Source organism: Comamonas sp. wu1-DMT, from assembly GCF_040187805.1.
Lineage (GTDB): Bacteria > Pseudomonadota > Gammaproteobacteria > Burkholderiales > Burkholderiaceae_C > Comamonas > Comamonas thiooxydans.
In genome coordinates this window covers 25,911-40,952 of sequence record NZ_JBANEM010000010.1, presented here as the reverse complement: position 1 = coordinate 40,952, position 15,042 = coordinate 25,911, and the positions used below count along the sequence as shown (strand labels likewise).

Sequence of the window (15,042 nt, the reverse complement as noted above, 5' to 3'; positions counted from 1 at the left end):
GAGTCCAAGCCCTTCAGGGCGGCCGTCTTGCGCTAGATTGGCAGCCATGCTCAATATTGTTGCCATCTGCATCGGTGCCTGCCTGGGCGCCCTGTCGCGCTGGGGGCTGGGACTGTGGCTGAGCGCCGGAGCCAGCATGCCCTGGGGCACTCTTGCCGCCAATCTGATCGGCGGCTATCTGATCGGCGTCTTCATCGCGCTGTTTCAGGCGATGCCCCAGCTGGATCCGGCCTGGAAACTGGCCATCATCACCGGCTTTCTCGGTGCTCTGACCACGTTTTCCAGCTACTCGGCCGAGGTCATCGGCCTGCTGCAGCAGCAGCGCCTGGTCGCTGCTCTGGGCTGGGCCTGTGTGCATCTGGTCGGCTCTCTGTTCATGACCTACATGGGTATGCTCAGCTGGAGCATCGGGTTCAGCCGTTAAGCTGGCAGACCATTTGCCACTATTGCGGCAAACTGCTTCAGCGTTTAGAGGCGAAATACTCTCCAGGGCTATAGCTTTGTGAGCGTATAGTGCAAGCATCATCTGCACTACAGGTGCATTTGAGCTTGAAGTACTTGACGGATGGGCGGTCAGCGCTACGAAATCTTTAGGGATGGCTGTAGTCCGTGCTGCTCAGCATTCTAAGAACCGAGGGTCCATGCAAATTTCTTCACCCCTGTCCGATACCGATCTGGCCAATGCCTGGGCCGAGCTGCACAACCAGGCCCATAACGGCAAAGAGCTGGAACCTCAATCCAACCGCCTTGCATTCGCCGATCCGGAGTTCATGTTCCGCCGCGAAACCCGTGGCATCCGCATGCAGCTGGAAATGCTCAAGCCAGATCTGACCCAGATCGAGCGCGGCATCGAGCACACTGTGGTTGTCTACGGCAGCGCGCGCTTTGTGGATATGGAGCAGGCGCGTCAGCAGCTTGCGCAAGCCAAGGCCAGCGGCGATACCCAGCGCATGGCGCTGGCCGAACGCGGCATGCGCAATGCCGAGCGCTATGAGGCGGCACGCGCCTTCGCGCGCATCGTGGCGACCGAAGGCATGAAGCAGGCGCCCAGCGAGCGCTTCTACATCTGCACGGGCGGCGGCCCCGGCATCATGGAGGCGGCCAACCGCGGCGCGCATGATGCGGGTGCTCCCAATGTGGGGCTGAACATCTATCTGCCGCATGAACAGCATGGCAACCCCTACATCACGCCGGGGCTGAGCTTTAAGTTCCACTACTTTGCACTGCGCAAAATGCACTTCATGATGCGCGCCAAGGCGCTGGTGGCCTTCCCTGGCGGCTTCGGCACCATGGACGAGCTTTTTGAAGTGCTGACGCTGGTGCAGACCCACAAGAGCAAGCCCGTGCCCGTGATCCTGTTCGGCACGGAGTTCTGGAAGCGGGTGCTGAACTTCGATGTGCTGGTGGAAGAGGGCACCATTTCTGCCAAGGATCTGAACCTGTTCCGCTACACCGACGATCCGGCCGAGGCCTGGTCCTTCATTCAGCAGTTCTACCAGACCGGCTGGAACAACGGATAAGCAGTCACGCCTGATCACCAAACGGCCAGAAACCGCCAGAAGATTTTCCTCTGGCGGTTTTTTGTTGCCCATCAATGCATGAAGATAGTTCTTGATGAGCCAGTGCTTGGGCCTGGTTCGGCTTAAATGCCATGCAGCGACTGCTCGGCCAGTTGCTGGGCACGCGCGATCGAAATGCCTTCATGCTGATCGACGACCAGTGCATCGCTTCCCTCATCGCAGCGGTGCAGCACCACGCGCGGGCGTGTGCCGTCGGCCTGGATATGCACATCGGCCGGGCGTGATTCCTGCGTGGGGTAGACGGCAATCAGATTGGACAGCCAGCCAAAGAAAATCGGGTCTTCGGGAGGTTTGTCGAAGGAGTCCAGATAGCGGTGAAAACTGGCTTCGCTGGCCGACACCCAGATGCCCCAGAGAAAGGGCTCGTCCAGGCCATTGATCGGCACTTCCAGAATGGCGCGCACATAGTATTGCGTGCCTTCGGGGTGGGCGATGACGCAGAGCTCGTCGCTAAGCTCGGCCCATTCCTCGCGTTCTTGCTCGCTCAGGCGTCGGTAGGGTGCTGGGGCATCGAAAGCAAAGCTCGGCGATCCTTCGTGAATCTGATCGCATTTGCTGCATTGGTAGGCAAAGATGGCGGCCATGGTGTAGGAGTTCAGCGTTTGCGAAATACCAGCGTACGGTTATTGGCCGGCATGGCCTGGTCGAGCTGCAACTCCATGCCGTGCTCTGCGGCCAGCGCCACGATGGCTTCAAAGTCGCGCAGGCCGCTGCGCGCATCACGCTGGCGTAGCCAGGCGTCGAAGGCACGGTTGCTGTCGCTGGTGAAGTGGCCGCCGTAGTTGAACGGGCCATAGATGGCAAACACGCCGCCTTCGGGCAAGTGCGAGCCCACCAGATCAAACATGCGCTGCACCAGCGGCCAGGCCACGATATGGCAGGTGTTGCTGGTAAAGACGGCATCAAAGCCTGATGGATTCTTGGTTGCGGGCCAGGCATCGGTCGCCAGGTCGAACTCCAGCGGAGCAAGCAGATTGGGTGCTCCATGGGCGGCGTGCCAGGCCTGGATGCCTGCATGACTGTCGGCCAGGTCGCTGGTCTGCCAGATCAGCTGCGGCAGGCGCGGAGCGAAGTACACGCTGTGCTGCCCGGTGCCGGAGCCTATCTCCAGCACATGCCGGCTGTGCTGAAAAGCGGACTTCAGCACCTCGAAAATAGGGGCCTGATTGTTTTCGCAGGCCTGGGAAAAAGGCCGTTGCGGGGCTGTCGATGGAGGGTTTGGGGTCATGAGGGTCTTGGCGGGCAGACACGGGAAATCGTACAGGCATCTTCTCCCGAAATGCCAAGTCCGAGCACTGCGACAGCCTTCACGGCCTGAAGCGCAGCCTGATCTCGGGTCGCACGTTCAGGCCGCCGATTTTCCAGCTGTATGCGCCCATGCCCAGCATGGGGGTGGAGCTGGCGTTTTGCGAGAGCACCTCGGCATTGCCGGGCAGGCTGACTTTCAGGCTGCCATTCATGGTGATACCCAGTTGCGCGAAGTCTCTCTTTTCCTTGTCCTTGAGCGGTTTGGCGGCAATCGTCATCACGCCATTCCTGTCGATCTGCACGGTGAACATGTCCAGCAATCGCAGACCTTCACCGGGCTTTCGCTGGCCGGCAATCTCCAGCGCATAGCGCGCATTGCCTTTGTAGACGGCTTTCCTGACCTCGGGTTCGCTGCTCAGTTGCTGCGCTTGCGCCGCCAGCTCCTGGTGGTCTTTCTCGCTCAGCACACCTTGTTTTCTGAGCTTCATCACGGCCAGGGCATTCACCACCGTGCCGTCAAAGCGGTAGCTGTAGCTGCCATCGGCCTGCACTTCCACGTTGGCGGAGAAGCGCTCAGGTACCAGGCAGGCGGTCAGCAAGGCGACGAGGGCGGTGGTCGTCGACAGCGCAAAAAGCTTGTGCATGAGGACTCCTTTTGAGTGGCATTGAAGTGGCCCTGGGTGCAGAGGTCTGAGTCATCGTAGAGCAAACAGGGCATGCGCCAATAGGGGGCGCTATCAAGCCTGCGTGGAGTCTTGCCAGAAGATTATTCAAAAAGAGTGGCCGCAAGCGATTTCTACATAAGGGATATAGGCCCTTGGACTTTGATTTCGGCGGGTCGGCAGCGATCGTTCACTTGGATTTTGATTCGGCTTTGAGCTGGCTGATGGCTTCCTGAAAGCCCTGTAGATACTTGGTGCGCGTCTGCTCGGCCAGGCTAGGCCACTGCGCGGCTGGCAGGCTCAGCGATTCCATCGTCAGCCTGGCGGCCAGTTGCGGGTCCCGGGAGGCCTGCACCGCCTGCATACCGTGCAGATTGATCCAGTGCGGGTCGTAGGCGTGGGGTGTGCGGCGATCCCAGTCCACAACCTTGGCGATCAACTCCTGAGCCTTGTCCAGATCCTGAAACAGATGGCGGTTGATGGGGGCTCCATAGCTCTGATTCATCACATCGACCGCTTGTCTGGCAGTGGCGTCGGTACAGCGATTGGCGTCGAAGCGGGCACGCAGCTGGCCGGCGTAGAACCAGAAGGCAGCCTCGTCCCGCAGACCTGCCTTGAACAGTATTTGCGACAGCACATAGAACACGGGCGGTTGAAAGCGCTCGGGCGCGGCGCGTACGCGCTCGAGCACGGCTTGCTGCTGCTGAGGCGTCCCCTGCGACAGCAAGCGAAGAGCCTCCTGCCCCAGTCTGGTGTCGATCTGCGCATAGACTCCCTGGGGGACCAGTACCTGAGTCGCAGGGGAGGGCAGCGGTTTGGGCGCAGCCGATGGCTGCTGAGTCTGTGCGGAAGCAAAGCCCGAGAGCGCCACCAGCGCACCGGTCACCATCTTTGCTGCGACATGGCTCATGCTGAACTCCTTGTGCTTGCGATGCAAATCATTCTGGACAGCGTCAGACAAATACCCACTCTGTCGCATATCTTAATTAGCATGCTTGGTATCTGTGTCTCGTATTTACCAAGAAGCCCTGATTTCGATGAAGACTAGGCATCGCGTTGCCGTGAACCCCGAAAGCTTTGCTTGCTGATGGCGGCTGTGTGCCCAATGTCGGATTGGCCAGCACATCGGCTTTGTCATCGGTGCTGCGCCGATGGCCGAGAGCGGATGCCGCCTCGCCGCCGAGCCGACAGACGGTAAAAACCGGCAGGCTCAGTCCCGGGCGTTGAAGGCCCTGTGATAACTCACCTGGCCTTGCGGCGGCAGGCCTTCGAAAGTCAGGGCTTGAAAGTACTCGGCAGGCACTCCGGGCAGCACCAGGCCCGGCACCGTCCGGAAACCAAAGCGCCGGTAGTAGTCCGGATCGCCAAGCAGCACGCATCCCCGCGCAGACTGCGCTTGCAGAGCGCTGATGGCTGCCTGCATGAGTGCACTGCCGATACCCTGTCGCTGTTCTTGGGGAATGACGGAGATGGGGCCCAGGCCAAACCAGTGCAGGCTGCCGTCACTGATGGTGACGGGAGAGATGGCGACATGCCCGACGATTTGCTCGTCAATCTCTGCGACCAGGGACAGGGCAAGCGCCCCGGTTGCGCGCAACTCACGCACGATGAATTGCTCGGTGTGGTCGGTATGCGGTGCGTCCTTGAAGGCCAGGATTGTCACCTGCTCGATGGCCTTGGCATCGGTGGGCAGTTCTGCTCGGATATGCATGGGTTGGATTGGGCTCTTGATAAATCCTGGGAAAAGGCCAGTTCGGCCCATCAGCCTATTGCAACTGCTTTCTTTAAGCTTTGGGACGAAAAAACCGCCCGAAGGCGGTTCTTCAAGGCAGGGCCTGACGGGTGATTACACGCCGGCCACTTCAATGCCCTTGAATTCCCCGGTCGCGATCTTTTCCTTCCAGATGGCGGGGCCGGTGATGTGGGCGCTGGTGCCGCCGGCATCCACGGCCACGGTCACAGGCATGTCGACCACGTCGAATTCATAGATGGCTTCCATGCCCAGGTCTTCGAAGCCAACGACCTTGGCTTGCTTGATGGCCTTGGAGACCAGGTAGGCGGCGCCGCCCACGGCCATCAGATAGGCACTCTTGTGCTTCTTGATGGCCTCGATGGCGACGGGGCCGCGCTCGGACTTGCCGATCATCGAGATCAGGCCGGTCTGCGACAGCATCATGTCGGTGAACTTGTCCATGCGGGTGGCCGTGGTGGGGCCTGCTGGGCCGACCACTTCGTCGCGCACGGGGTCCACAGGGCCTACGTAGTAGATCACGCGGTTGGTGAAGTCCACAGGCAGTTTCTCGCCCTTGGCCAGCATGTCCTGGATGCGCTTGTGGGCGGCGTCGCGGCCGGTCAGCATCTTGCCATTGAGCAGCAGTGTGTCGCCGGGCTTCCAGCTGGCCACTTCTTCCTTGGTCAGATTGTTAAGGTCGACCTTCTTGGACTTGTTGTAGTCGGGGTGCCAGTCGATCTTGGGCCAGGTGTCCAGCGAGGGGGCATCCAGGTGCACGGGGCCTGATCCATCCATCACGAAGTGGGCGTGGCGCGTGGCGGCGCAGTTGGGAATCATGGCCACGGGCTTGGAGGCCGCGTGCGTGGGGTACATGTTGATCTTGACGTCCAGCACCGTGGTCAGGCCGCCCAGGCCTTGGGCGCCTATGCCCAGGGCGTTGATCTTTTCAAACAGTTCCAGGCGCAGCTTTTCCACGTCATCGAGCTCTGCACCGCTGGCAGCTTTTTGCTGCAGCTCGTACATATTGAGGTCTTCCATCAGGCTTTCCTTGGCCAGCAGGACGGCCTTTTCAGCCGTGCCGCCGATGCCAATACCCAGCATGCCGGGCGGGCACCAGCCTGCGCCCATGGTGGGGACGGTCTTCAGAACCCAGTCCACGATGTTGTCGCTGGGGTTCATCATGATCATCTTGGACTTGTTCTCGGAGCCGCCGCCCTTGGCGGCCACGGTCACGTCCACCTTGTCGCCGGGCACGATCTGCACATTGATCACGGCGGGGGTGTTGTCCTTGGTGTTCTTGCGCTTGAACTGGGGATCGGCCACGACGGAGGCGCGCAGCGTGTTGTCGGGGTGGTTGTAGCCACGGCGTACGCCTTCATTGATGGCGTCTTCCAACCCCATGGTGAAGCCTTCCCACTTGACGTCCATGCCCACTTTCAGGAACACGTTGACGATGCCGGTGTCCTGGCAGATGGGGCGCTGGCCGGTGGCCGCCATCTTGGAGTTGGTCAGGATCTGTGCCATCGCATCCTTGGCCGCAGGGCTTTGCTCGCGTTCATAGGCGCGGGCCAGATGCTGGATGAAATCCGGCGTGTGGTAGTAACTGATGTACTGGAGGGCACCTGCGATCGAATCGATCAGGTCCTGCTGGCGGATGGAGGTGGTCATCGTGAAGCTTCTCGGGGGTTGCAATCTGTACGCGTGGGGCGCGCACGGTAAACCCATCGATTATCGGTCCAGACGACAATTCTTGCAGCCATAACCCACCAGTCTTATATATGACTGGTGGGCGCTGTGTGGCGTTCAGCCGGTCAGTGCGCCGAGGATGGAGGCCGAGAAATCGGCCTGACCACCTCGGCGATCGCCTCTTGCCCAGGCCAGCAGGCTGTCCGCCGGCATGGGGCGCGCGTAGAAGTAGCCCTGAAGCTCATCGCATTGCATGTCGATCAGGATGTCCCGCTGACCCGCAGTTTCCACACCCTCGGCCACCACGCGCAGGCCTAGGGCATGGGCCAGGCGCACGACGGCATGGACCACGGCGCGGGCATCTTCCTCGGTTTCCAGGTCGCGGATGAAGCTGCGGTCGATCTTCAGCTGCTGCGCGGGCAACTGACGCAGATAGTTGAGGCTGGAGTAGCCGGTGCCAAAGTCGTCGATAGAGAGAAAGATGCCGATGTCGCGCAACTCCTCGATTGCGCGCTGCGTGGCCTGGGTGTCTTCCATGGCCACGGATTCGGTGATCTCGCAGAGCAGCTGGCTGGCCTGTACATCGTGGCGCAGCAGCGTCTGGGTGATGCGATCTGCCAGGCCGCTTTCGCGCAGCTGGTGCACGGAAAGATTGATCGCCACCCGCATCTGCAGTCCCATATCGCGCCACAGGGCCAGCTGGCGGCAGGCTTCTTCGATCACCCAGTTGCCCAGGCTGTTGATGATGCCGAAGCGCTCGGCCAGGGGAATGAAGATGTCCGGGGCAATCATGCCGCGTTCGGGGTGAGCCCAGCGCAGCAGCGCCTCGACCCCGATGATGTTGCCGCGCTCGCTGTCGATCTTGGGCTGGTAATGCAACTCCATCTGACCGCGCTGAATGGCGTGGCGCAGGTCGTTTTGCAGCTCCAGCTGCTCGGATGCATCGCTGCCCATATGCGGCTCGAACACTGCAAAACCGTTGCCACCATTGCGTTTGGCTGCGTACATGGCGGCGTCTGCGTTGGCGATCAGGTGGTCGCGGTCACCATGGTCGGGAAAGGCCACGATGCCGATGGAGCAGGTGATCTGCAGCTCCTTGTTGCCTAGGCGAAAGGGCTGACTAAGCGCCTTGAGAATGCGATTGGCCACCGCCATGCAGGCGGCCACGTCCTGGGTGTCCTCCAGCAGCACCAGGAACTCATCCCCGCCCACGCGGGCCACGGTATCGCTGCTGCGGGCTTCCGCCATGAGGCGCTCGGCCGCGCTGACGAGGATCTGGTCGCCTGCTGCATGACCGAAGGAGTCGTTGATGGGCTTGAAGCCGTCCAGATCCACAAACAAGATTCCCAGCCGCTCCTTGATTCGTGATCGGTTGGCGCGCTCCAGGCGCAGCAGGGCATGGATGAGGCGGTCTTCGAACAGCAGCCGGTTGGGCAGATTGGTCAGCGGATCGGCAAAGGCGCGCTGGCGCAGCTCGGTATTGGCCAGCTGCAGCTTGGCATTGGCTTCCTGCAGCGATTGATTGAGCTTGAAGGCTGTGCTTTGCAGGCGCGCATCGAGCAAGGTGCTGAACATCGCCGCAATCAGCAGCATGACCGTGGTGATGATGATGATGGTTGTGAGCTCGGGGCCGCTCAGGGCTTCCGCACTCAGGCAGACCGAGCCGCTGGCAAAGCTGGCTGCCGACATTCCGGTGTAGTGCATGCCACAGATTGCAAAGCCCATGACCAGTGCCGCCAATGTCTGGAACAGCCACAGCCGCTTGCCGGAGAGCGAAAACAGCGCGCGAAACAGAGTCAGCGCCGTGGCCGAGGCCAGTACTGCGATCAGAGCGGAGGCCGCCACCAGCGGCCAGTCCCAGGCAATCGGGATGGACATCTCGATGGCAAGCATGCCCAGATAGTGCATGGCGCAGATGCCGCCGCCCATGAGCAGCGAGGCTCCCAGAAAATGAGGCCAGCGGTATTCGGCCCTGGTTGCCACTCCAAAGGCCAATGCCGATGCCGCGACTGCCGCGACCCAGGATGCCAGCGTCAGAGCACCGCTGTAACCCAGGGTGATGGGCAGCTCAAACGCCTGCATGCCGATGAAGTGCATGGCCCAGACCCCCGTGCCCATCACCATGGCGCCGATGGCCCACCAGATGCGTCCGATTCTGCCCGAGGCCATGCGCATGCGACGGGCCAGACCCAGCGTCACAAAAGAGGCAAATACCGCGATGACGATGGAGACACACACCATCATCGTGCTGTAACTTGATGTCATGACGGTGGTGGCGATGGGGGTGGAAAGATCAGTGAACATTGATGTGGCGGGCCAGCAAGGCCGGTCGGATTCTTTGTCCGACATTGATTTAATGTAACTATGTATTTCTGGCCTTGCCGGCGCAGGGGTGTTGCCTCGATTGTGCTTGCCGCCTGCCGGGCTGAGCTAGCATGGGCCGGTTGTGGGAGTGGCCTGCCTGGCGGTGGGTCGACTTCCGTTTGCGGCCAACGGCAGCCAGATTTCTCCAGCCAGCTGCGCCGAGTTGTATTGCAAGGAGCGATTCCATGACAGTCACCCGCCAGGAAAAAGACACTTTTGGCCTGATCGATGTACCCGCCAACAAGCTCTGGGGCGCGCAGACGCAGCGCTCGCTGCAGAATTTTGACATCAGCGGCGAGCAGCAGCCGCGTGAAATCATTGCTGCGCTGGCGCAGGTCAAAAAGGCCTCCGCCAGCGTCAACCAGGCGCTGGGTCTGCTGGACGAGAAAAAATCCAGAGCCATCAATGCGGCCGCCGATGAGGTGCTCGCGGGCAAGCACCCCGATGAGTTCCCCCTGGTGGTCTGGCAGACAGGTTCCGGCACCCAGACCAATATGAACGTCAACGAGGTGCTGGCCAACCGGGCCAGCGAGCTGATGGGCGGCGAGCGCGGTGAAGCCCGTCTGGTGCACCCGAATGACGATGTGAACAAAAGCCAGTCCAGCAACGATGTCTATCCCACGGCCATGCATGTGGCGGCGGTGACGGCCATCGAGCACAAGTTGCTGCCTGCCATCGCCAAGCTGCGTGTCACGCTGCTGGCCAAGAGCGAAGCCTTTGCCGATATCGTCAAGATCGGTCGCACGCATTTGCAGGATGCCACGCCGCTGACGCTGGGTCAGGAAATATCCGGCTGGGTGGCCCAGCTGGCCCATGGCGAAGCCCATGTGCGGGCTGCATTGCCGCATCTGTATGAGCTGGCCCTGGGGGGGACGGCCGTGGGTACGGGGCTGAATGCCCCCAAGGGCTATGCCGAAGGCGTGGCGGCGGAACTGGCCAGACTGACAGGCTCCCCGTTTGTCACCTCGCCCAACAAGTTCGAGTCTCTGGCGAGCTGCGACGGCTTGGTTTATGCACATGGCGCTCTCAAGACGCTGGCTGCAAGCCTGATGAAAATCGCCAACGACGTGCGCTGGCTGGCATCCGGGCCGCGCAGCGGCCTGGGCGAAATCTCGATCCCGGAGAACGAGCCGGGTTCGTCCATCATGCCGGGCAAGGTCAATCCCACGCAGTCCGAAGCCGTGACCATGCTTTGCGCCCAGGTGTTCGGCAACGATGTGGCCATCAATTTCGGCGGAGCCTCGGGCAACTTCGAGCTCAATGTGTTCCGCCCCATGGTGGCGCACAACTTCCTGCAAAGCGTGCGCCTGCTGGCCGACGGCATGGTCAGTTTCAACGATCACTGCGCCGTGGGCATAGAGCCCAACCGTGCGCGCATTGACGAACTGGTAGGCCGTTCGCTGATGCTGGTGACAGCGCTCAACACGCATATCGGTTACGACAAGGCAGCCTATATTGCCAAGAAGGCGCACAAGGAGGGCAGCAGCCTGCGAGACGCGGCCATTGCCAGCGGCCATGTGACGGCCGAGCAGTTCGACCAGTGGGTCGTGCCCGAGCAGATGGTCGGCAATCTGTAAGCCGTTTCCGTACTGAAAAGAGCCCGCCTGCCGGGCTCTTTTCTTTTTGCCCAGGGTTTGCACACAATGCGACATCGTTGATGACTGGAGTCGGCATGCCCGCACAGCAGCACCTGGAGCAGGTTTCGGTTTCGGATCTACGGCCCACGCAGATGACGGTGGGGGCTGCCGAAGTGTCGCTCAAACGCTCTCAATGGGCTCAGCTGAAATCCAAGGCTCGCGACAAACTGTTGCTCAGTCACTGGTTTCCAGCCGTGAAAGGTCCTCAGGGCCGGTTTTTCATCGTGGATCACCATCATCTGGGACTGGCGCTGATGCATGAAGCGGTCAAAACCGTCTGGGTCATGCAACTGGCCGATCTGAGCGAACAGGGCGCGGAGATGTTTTGGCGCGTCATGGAGTTCCACCACTGGGCGCACCCTTATGACGAGAAGGGGCGGCGTTGCGAGTTTTCGCAGATCCCCCAGCAACTGAGCCAGCCTAGGGATGACCCGTATCGCAGCTTGGCGGGGGAGGTGCGCAAGGCCGGTGGTTATGCCAAGGATGCCTCGCCTTATGCCGAGTTCCTCTGGGCTGATTTCTACCGGCCTCTGTTTCGCAAGGCGGATTTGCGCAGCAGTGGCGGTTTGGGCTTGCCTGAGTCTGCGGTCGTGGAGGCTGTTGCGCTGGCCCGTAGCGTCAAGGCGCAGTTCTTGCCCGGCTGGTCAGGTGTGACCAGCAATCTGCACAAGCCTTTATGACTGCACGCTGGATGCTTGCGGGCGCGGACTGGATTGCGGGCCTGTCTATCGCGGGGCTGCTGCTGCCCGAGGCCGTGGCCTATTCTGGCATTGCCGGTGCGCCGCCCCAGGCCGGGGTGATTGCGCTGTTTGCGGGCTTGCTGGTCTATGGGCTGCTCGGTACCAGCCGCTTTGCGATTGTGTCGTCGACCTCATCCTCAGCGGCTGTGCTGCTGGCGGCCACGGGCTCGGTGCTGCATGTCTCGGCCGATCATCGCGCGCTCATGGGTGTGGCCATGGTGCTGGTGGCTGGGGTGATGTTTGTGCTGGCGGGCCTGCTGCGGCTGGGCGGCATCTCGCAATTCATTGCCAAGCCCGTGCTGCGCGGCTTTGCCATTGGTCTGGCGCTGACCATTGTGGTCAAGCAACTGCCACTGGCTGTGGGCGTGCATCCCGCGCACAGCGACTTTCTGCATTTCAGCTGGGACTTGATCGCGCTGCTACCGCGCTGGAACTGGTATGGCCTGACCATGCTGCTTGTGGCCTTGCTGGCGCTGCGGCTTCTGGCGCGGTGGAAAGCCGTGCCCGGTGCTTTGCTGGTGATTGCGGCGGGCATTGCGCTCGATGCACTGGGCTTTTGCAGGAGCTGGGGCATAGCGCCTGTGGGTTCGCTGCAACTGGGTGCTGCGCATCTGGCCCTGCCTGCGCTGGACTGGAGCGATTGGCTGCGCGTGGGGCAGCTGGCTGTGGCGCTGGCCCTGATTCTGTATGCCGAGTCATACAGCTCTATCCGCTCGCTGGCACTGCGCCATGGCGATAGGGTGAACAGCAACCGCGATCTGCTGGCGCTGGGCGGCGCCAATATGGCCTCGGCCCTGTTTCAGGGCCTGCCTGTGGGGGCGGGGTTTTCGGCCAGCTCGGCCAATGAGGTGGCTGGCGCGCAGACCAAGGCCGCAGGCCTGATTGCCTGCGCCGTGGTGGCCGTGCTGGTGTGGCAGTTGCTGCCCTGGATGGAGCGAATCCCTGAGCCCTTGCTGGCCGCCATCGTCATTCATGCGGTGGCGCATTCGCTCAACTGGCGCACGCTGCAGCCTTATTTCATCTGGCAGCGTGATCGCGCCGTGGCGCTCACAGCTTTTGCTGCCGTGATTGTGCTGGGCGTGCTTGATGGCCTGCTGCTGGCCATGGTGGTCAGCATTGTGATGCTGCTCAAGCGCATGGCCCAGTCCCATGTCAGCGAGCTGGGGCGGCTGGTGGGCAGCCATGATTTTGTGGACCGCCAGCGCCACCCAGAAGCGCAACCTGTGCCGGGTCTGCTGATTCTGCGGCCCGAGGAAAGCCTGTTCTTTGGCAATGCCGAGGCTGTGATGAGCGATATCCGCGCGCGCGTGGCGCAAGCTGCAGATGTGCATGCCGTGGTGCTGAGTCTGGAAGAAAGCCCTGATCTCGACAGCACCGGCATTGAGGCACTGGGCGAGCTGGCGTGTCAGCTGCAGCAAGCCGGGGTGCTGCTGCGGCTGGCCCGCGTCAAGGACAGTCTGCGCGAGCTGCTGCAGCGCGTGCAGATGCCGGGGCTCAACCCCGACTGCTATTCAGCCTGGAGCGTGGACGATGCCGTGCAGGCCTTGACCGCCGATTTTCACCAGGTGCCCGGCGGTGCCACACAGCCTGCGTCTTCGATATAGACATGCTTGCCTTGCTCCAGCTCGTCGGCCAGCAGCGCCAGCCAGGCCGAGAAGCTGGGTGCAAACACGCCCTTGGGGCCTCCCTCGTGATCAAACTCGATGATCTGGCCCGCATGGCCACCAGCCGCTGGCGCAAGGTCCAGCATGGCGCCATCGCCGCAGTTGTCGGTCAGGGGAATACGCAGTGCATCCCAGTACACGGGGCGCAGGGGGCCTTGCAGATAGTCGGGGTTGTAGTCCGGGCCAAGCCCCCAGCCTTCGCTCTTTTGCATGTCCGCATACATCTGCCAGACCTCCAGCATGCGCTGTGTGGACAGCAGCTCGCCAAAGTACAGCAGATACGCCTCATTGGCCGCGCCGTTGTGCAGGGCCAGTGACTCACGCACATCGTCCGGCAGGCGCTGACCCAGGGCGGCTTCCAGCTCGGCAATTTCTGCCTCGCTGGCGCCATCGGCCAAGACCAGAGTGTCTTTGGGTGTGTTCTGGGCATACCAGGCGCCGATGCGCTGCCAGCTTTGGGCGATGGATGACATGGTGCTCCTTGAATCTGTTTGCTACTGAATATATAGCTGTTTACGATTTTCCATCAAGCGCTAGAGGCCGGTTTCATCTTGAGCGCGCTGCGAAAGCCCAGCTGACCCACGATGCAGGCAATCAGCAGCACTGTAAAAGCCGATAGCGCCGGGCTGCCACCCAGGCTGGCTCCCAGCGTGCACAGACCGCCCACGGCCATTTGCGTGAAGCCATAGACTCCGGCGGCCGATCCCGTCAAATCGCTGTGCACGCCCAGAGCCTTGGAGAGTGCGGCGGGGCTGGTCATGCCGGAACCCAAGGTAAACAGCAGCATCAATGTCACGACAGCGGGTACGTTGATCAGCTGCAGCAGCGTCAGGACTACCAGTGCAGCCGCACAGCCCAGGCTCAACATATTGCCGCCCAGTATCAGCCGCTCCAGTGGCCAGCGTTTGATGAGCTGGCGTGCCAGCGCATTGCCTGCTGCCATGCCGGCCATCAGCACCCCGAGGTAGATTCCAAGCTGCGCCTTGCTGGTGTGCAACTGCTCGATGAAGATGAACGGCGCTGCAGCAATAAAGGCGTACATGGATGTGGTGGCGCTACCGCCGCCTATGGCGAAGCCCAGAAACTGGGGGGAACCCAGCAAGGTTCGATAGTCATTGCGCACGGTGCGCCAGTTCAGCTTGCCGGTGGGGTGACCGGTCTCAGGAAGCAGGCGCCAGACTCCGATGGCCGTCAGCGCGCCCATGAGCGCCAGCACCGCGAAAATGATGCGCCAGCCAAACAGGGCATCCAGCCCCGAGCCTATGGAGGGGGCGATGCCCGGGCCAATCATCATCATGAGATTGAGCAAGGCCAGACTGCCCACGGCGGTTTCCGGTGTCGCAGTGTCGCGGGCAATGGCGCGGCCCAGTGCCAGGCCGGCACAGCCGCCCAGAGCCTGAATCAGGCGCGCGCCAATCAGCATATTCGCGCTGGGGGCCAGAAAGGCCGCAAGGCTGGCGACGGTGTAGAGACACAGTCCGACCAGCAACAGAGGGCGGCGACCCAGTGCATCCGACATGGGGCCATAGATCAGCTGGCCCAGTGCCAGGCCGAGGATGTAGACGGTGATGGTCTGCTGCATCTGTCCGCTGCTGGCGCCGAAGTGGCGAGCAGCATCGGGCAGAGCCGGGATGAACATATGCATGGCCATGGTGCCGGCAATGGTGACCATGACCAGCAGCCAGAGCGGCGCTTTGCGTACAGGGGTGACGGGACTTTGCATACAAGT

At 61.6% G+C, this 15,042-nt stretch carries 15 protein-coding genes; 5 read left to right on the top strand and 10 right to left on the bottom strand.

Annotation, left to right across the window (positions count from 1 at the left end):
- Positions 1-46 precede the first annotated feature (46 nt).
- Both crcB and V8Z78_RS15155 read left to right on the top strand, forming a co-directional pair.
- Entirely contained in the window at positions 47-424 is a 378-nt protein-coding gene (gene crcB, locus V8Z78_RS15160) for a fluoride efflux transporter CrcB (RefSeq protein ID WP_003061043.1), read from the top strand.
- 217 nt (positions 425-641) lie between these two features.
- Positions 642-1,520 carry an LOG family protein gene (locus tag V8Z78_RS15155; RefSeq protein ID WP_012837553.1) on the top strand — a complete coding sequence of 293 codons (879 nt, stop codon included), beginning with the start codon at positions 642-644 and terminating at the stop codon, positions 1,518-1,520.
- Positions 1,521-1,524: 4 nt separating this feature from the next.
- Here V8Z78_RS15155 and V8Z78_RS15150 read toward each other — a convergent pair whose 3' ends face one another.
- The 8 genes from V8Z78_RS15150 to V8Z78_RS15115 all read right to left on the bottom strand — a co-directional run bounded on the left by V8Z78_RS15150 (position 1,525) and on the right by V8Z78_RS15115 (position 9,212).
- Positions 1,525-1,653, bottom strand: coding sequence for a hypothetical protein (locus V8Z78_RS15150; protein WP_255432077.1), 129 nt, complete (start codon positions 1,651-1,653; stop codon positions 1,525-1,527).
- Entirely contained in the window at positions 1,643-2,164 is a 522-nt protein-coding gene (locus V8Z78_RS15145; RefSeq protein WP_349731626.1) for a DUF2199 domain-containing protein, read from the bottom strand. The genes V8Z78_RS15150 and V8Z78_RS15145 overlap by 11 nt, the downstream gene beginning before the upstream one ends.
- A gap of 11 nt (positions 2,165-2,175) precedes the next feature.
- Positions 2,176-2,808: a DUF938 domain-containing protein gene (locus V8Z78_RS15140; protein WP_349731625.1), complete on the bottom strand. Its 633-nt coding sequence runs from the start codon at positions 2,806-2,808 to the stop codon at positions 2,176-2,178.
- 79 nt (positions 2,809-2,887) lie between these two features.
- On the bottom strand, positions 2,888-3,472 hold the full coding sequence (locus V8Z78_RS15135; protein ID WP_046461382.1) for a hypothetical protein: 585 nt from the start codon (positions 3,470-3,472) through the stop codon (positions 2,888-2,890).
- Positions 3,473-3,680: 208 nt separating this feature from the next.
- Positions 3,681-4,400, bottom strand: coding sequence for a hypothetical protein (locus tag V8Z78_RS15130; RefSeq protein WP_046461401.1), 720 nt, complete (start codon positions 4,398-4,400; stop codon positions 3,681-3,683).
- Positions 4,401-4,700: 300 nt separating this feature from the next.
- The gene (locus V8Z78_RS15125; protein WP_349731624.1) at positions 4,701-5,201 is read right to left on the bottom strand and encodes a GNAT family N-acetyltransferase; all 501 of its coding nucleotides are present in this window, start codon (positions 5,199-5,201) and stop codon (positions 4,701-4,703) included.
- A 135-nt stretch (positions 5,202-5,336) separates the two neighbouring features.
- Positions 5,337-6,890 (bottom strand): fumarate hydratase, encoded by a 1,554-nt coding sequence (locus tag V8Z78_RS15120; protein WP_003061052.1) that lies wholly within the window; start codon positions 6,888-6,890, stop codon positions 5,337-5,339.
- A gap of 135 nt (positions 6,891-7,025) precedes the next feature.
- On the bottom strand, positions 7,026-9,212 hold the full coding sequence (locus V8Z78_RS15115; RefSeq protein ID WP_256630031.1) for a putative bifunctional diguanylate cyclase/phosphodiesterase: 2,187 nt from the start codon (positions 9,210-9,212) through the stop codon (positions 7,026-7,028).
- Positions 9,213-9,457: 245 nt separating this feature from the next.
- Between V8Z78_RS15115 and fumC the strand changes: the two genes are divergently transcribed.
- From fumC to V8Z78_RS15100, 3 genes are all read left to right on the top strand, one after another.
- The gene (gene fumC / locus V8Z78_RS15110; protein ID WP_003061054.1) at positions 9,458-10,849 is read left to right on the top strand and encodes a class II fumarate hydratase; all 1,392 of its coding nucleotides are present in this window, start codon (positions 9,458-9,460) and stop codon (positions 10,847-10,849) included.
- A 95-nt stretch (positions 10,850-10,944) separates the two neighbouring features.
- Positions 10,945-11,589 (top strand): ParB-like protein, encoded by a 645-nt coding sequence (locus V8Z78_RS15105; RefSeq protein WP_349731622.1) that lies wholly within the window; start codon positions 10,945-10,947, stop codon positions 11,587-11,589.
- Entirely contained in the window at positions 11,586-13,253 is a 1,668-nt protein-coding gene (locus tag V8Z78_RS15100) for a SulP family inorganic anion transporter (protein WP_280031991.1), read from the top strand. Before V8Z78_RS15105 ends, V8Z78_RS15100 begins: the two co-directional genes overlap by 4 nt.
- On the opposite strand, the gene V8Z78_RS15095 is transcribed toward V8Z78_RS15100, so the two are convergent.
- Positions 13,208-13,786 (bottom strand): SMI1/KNR4 family protein, encoded by a 579-nt coding sequence (locus V8Z78_RS15095; RefSeq protein ID WP_003061059.1) that lies wholly within the window; start codon positions 13,784-13,786, stop codon positions 13,208-13,210. The genes V8Z78_RS15100 and V8Z78_RS15095 overlap by 46 nt on opposite strands.
- Positions 13,787-13,839: 53 nt before the next feature.
- Positions 13,840-15,036 (bottom strand): multidrug effflux MFS transporter, encoded by a 1,197-nt coding sequence (locus V8Z78_RS15090; RefSeq protein ID WP_046461386.1) that lies wholly within the window; start codon positions 15,034-15,036, stop codon positions 13,840-13,842.
- Between the last annotated feature and the right edge of the window lie 6 nt (positions 15,037-15,042).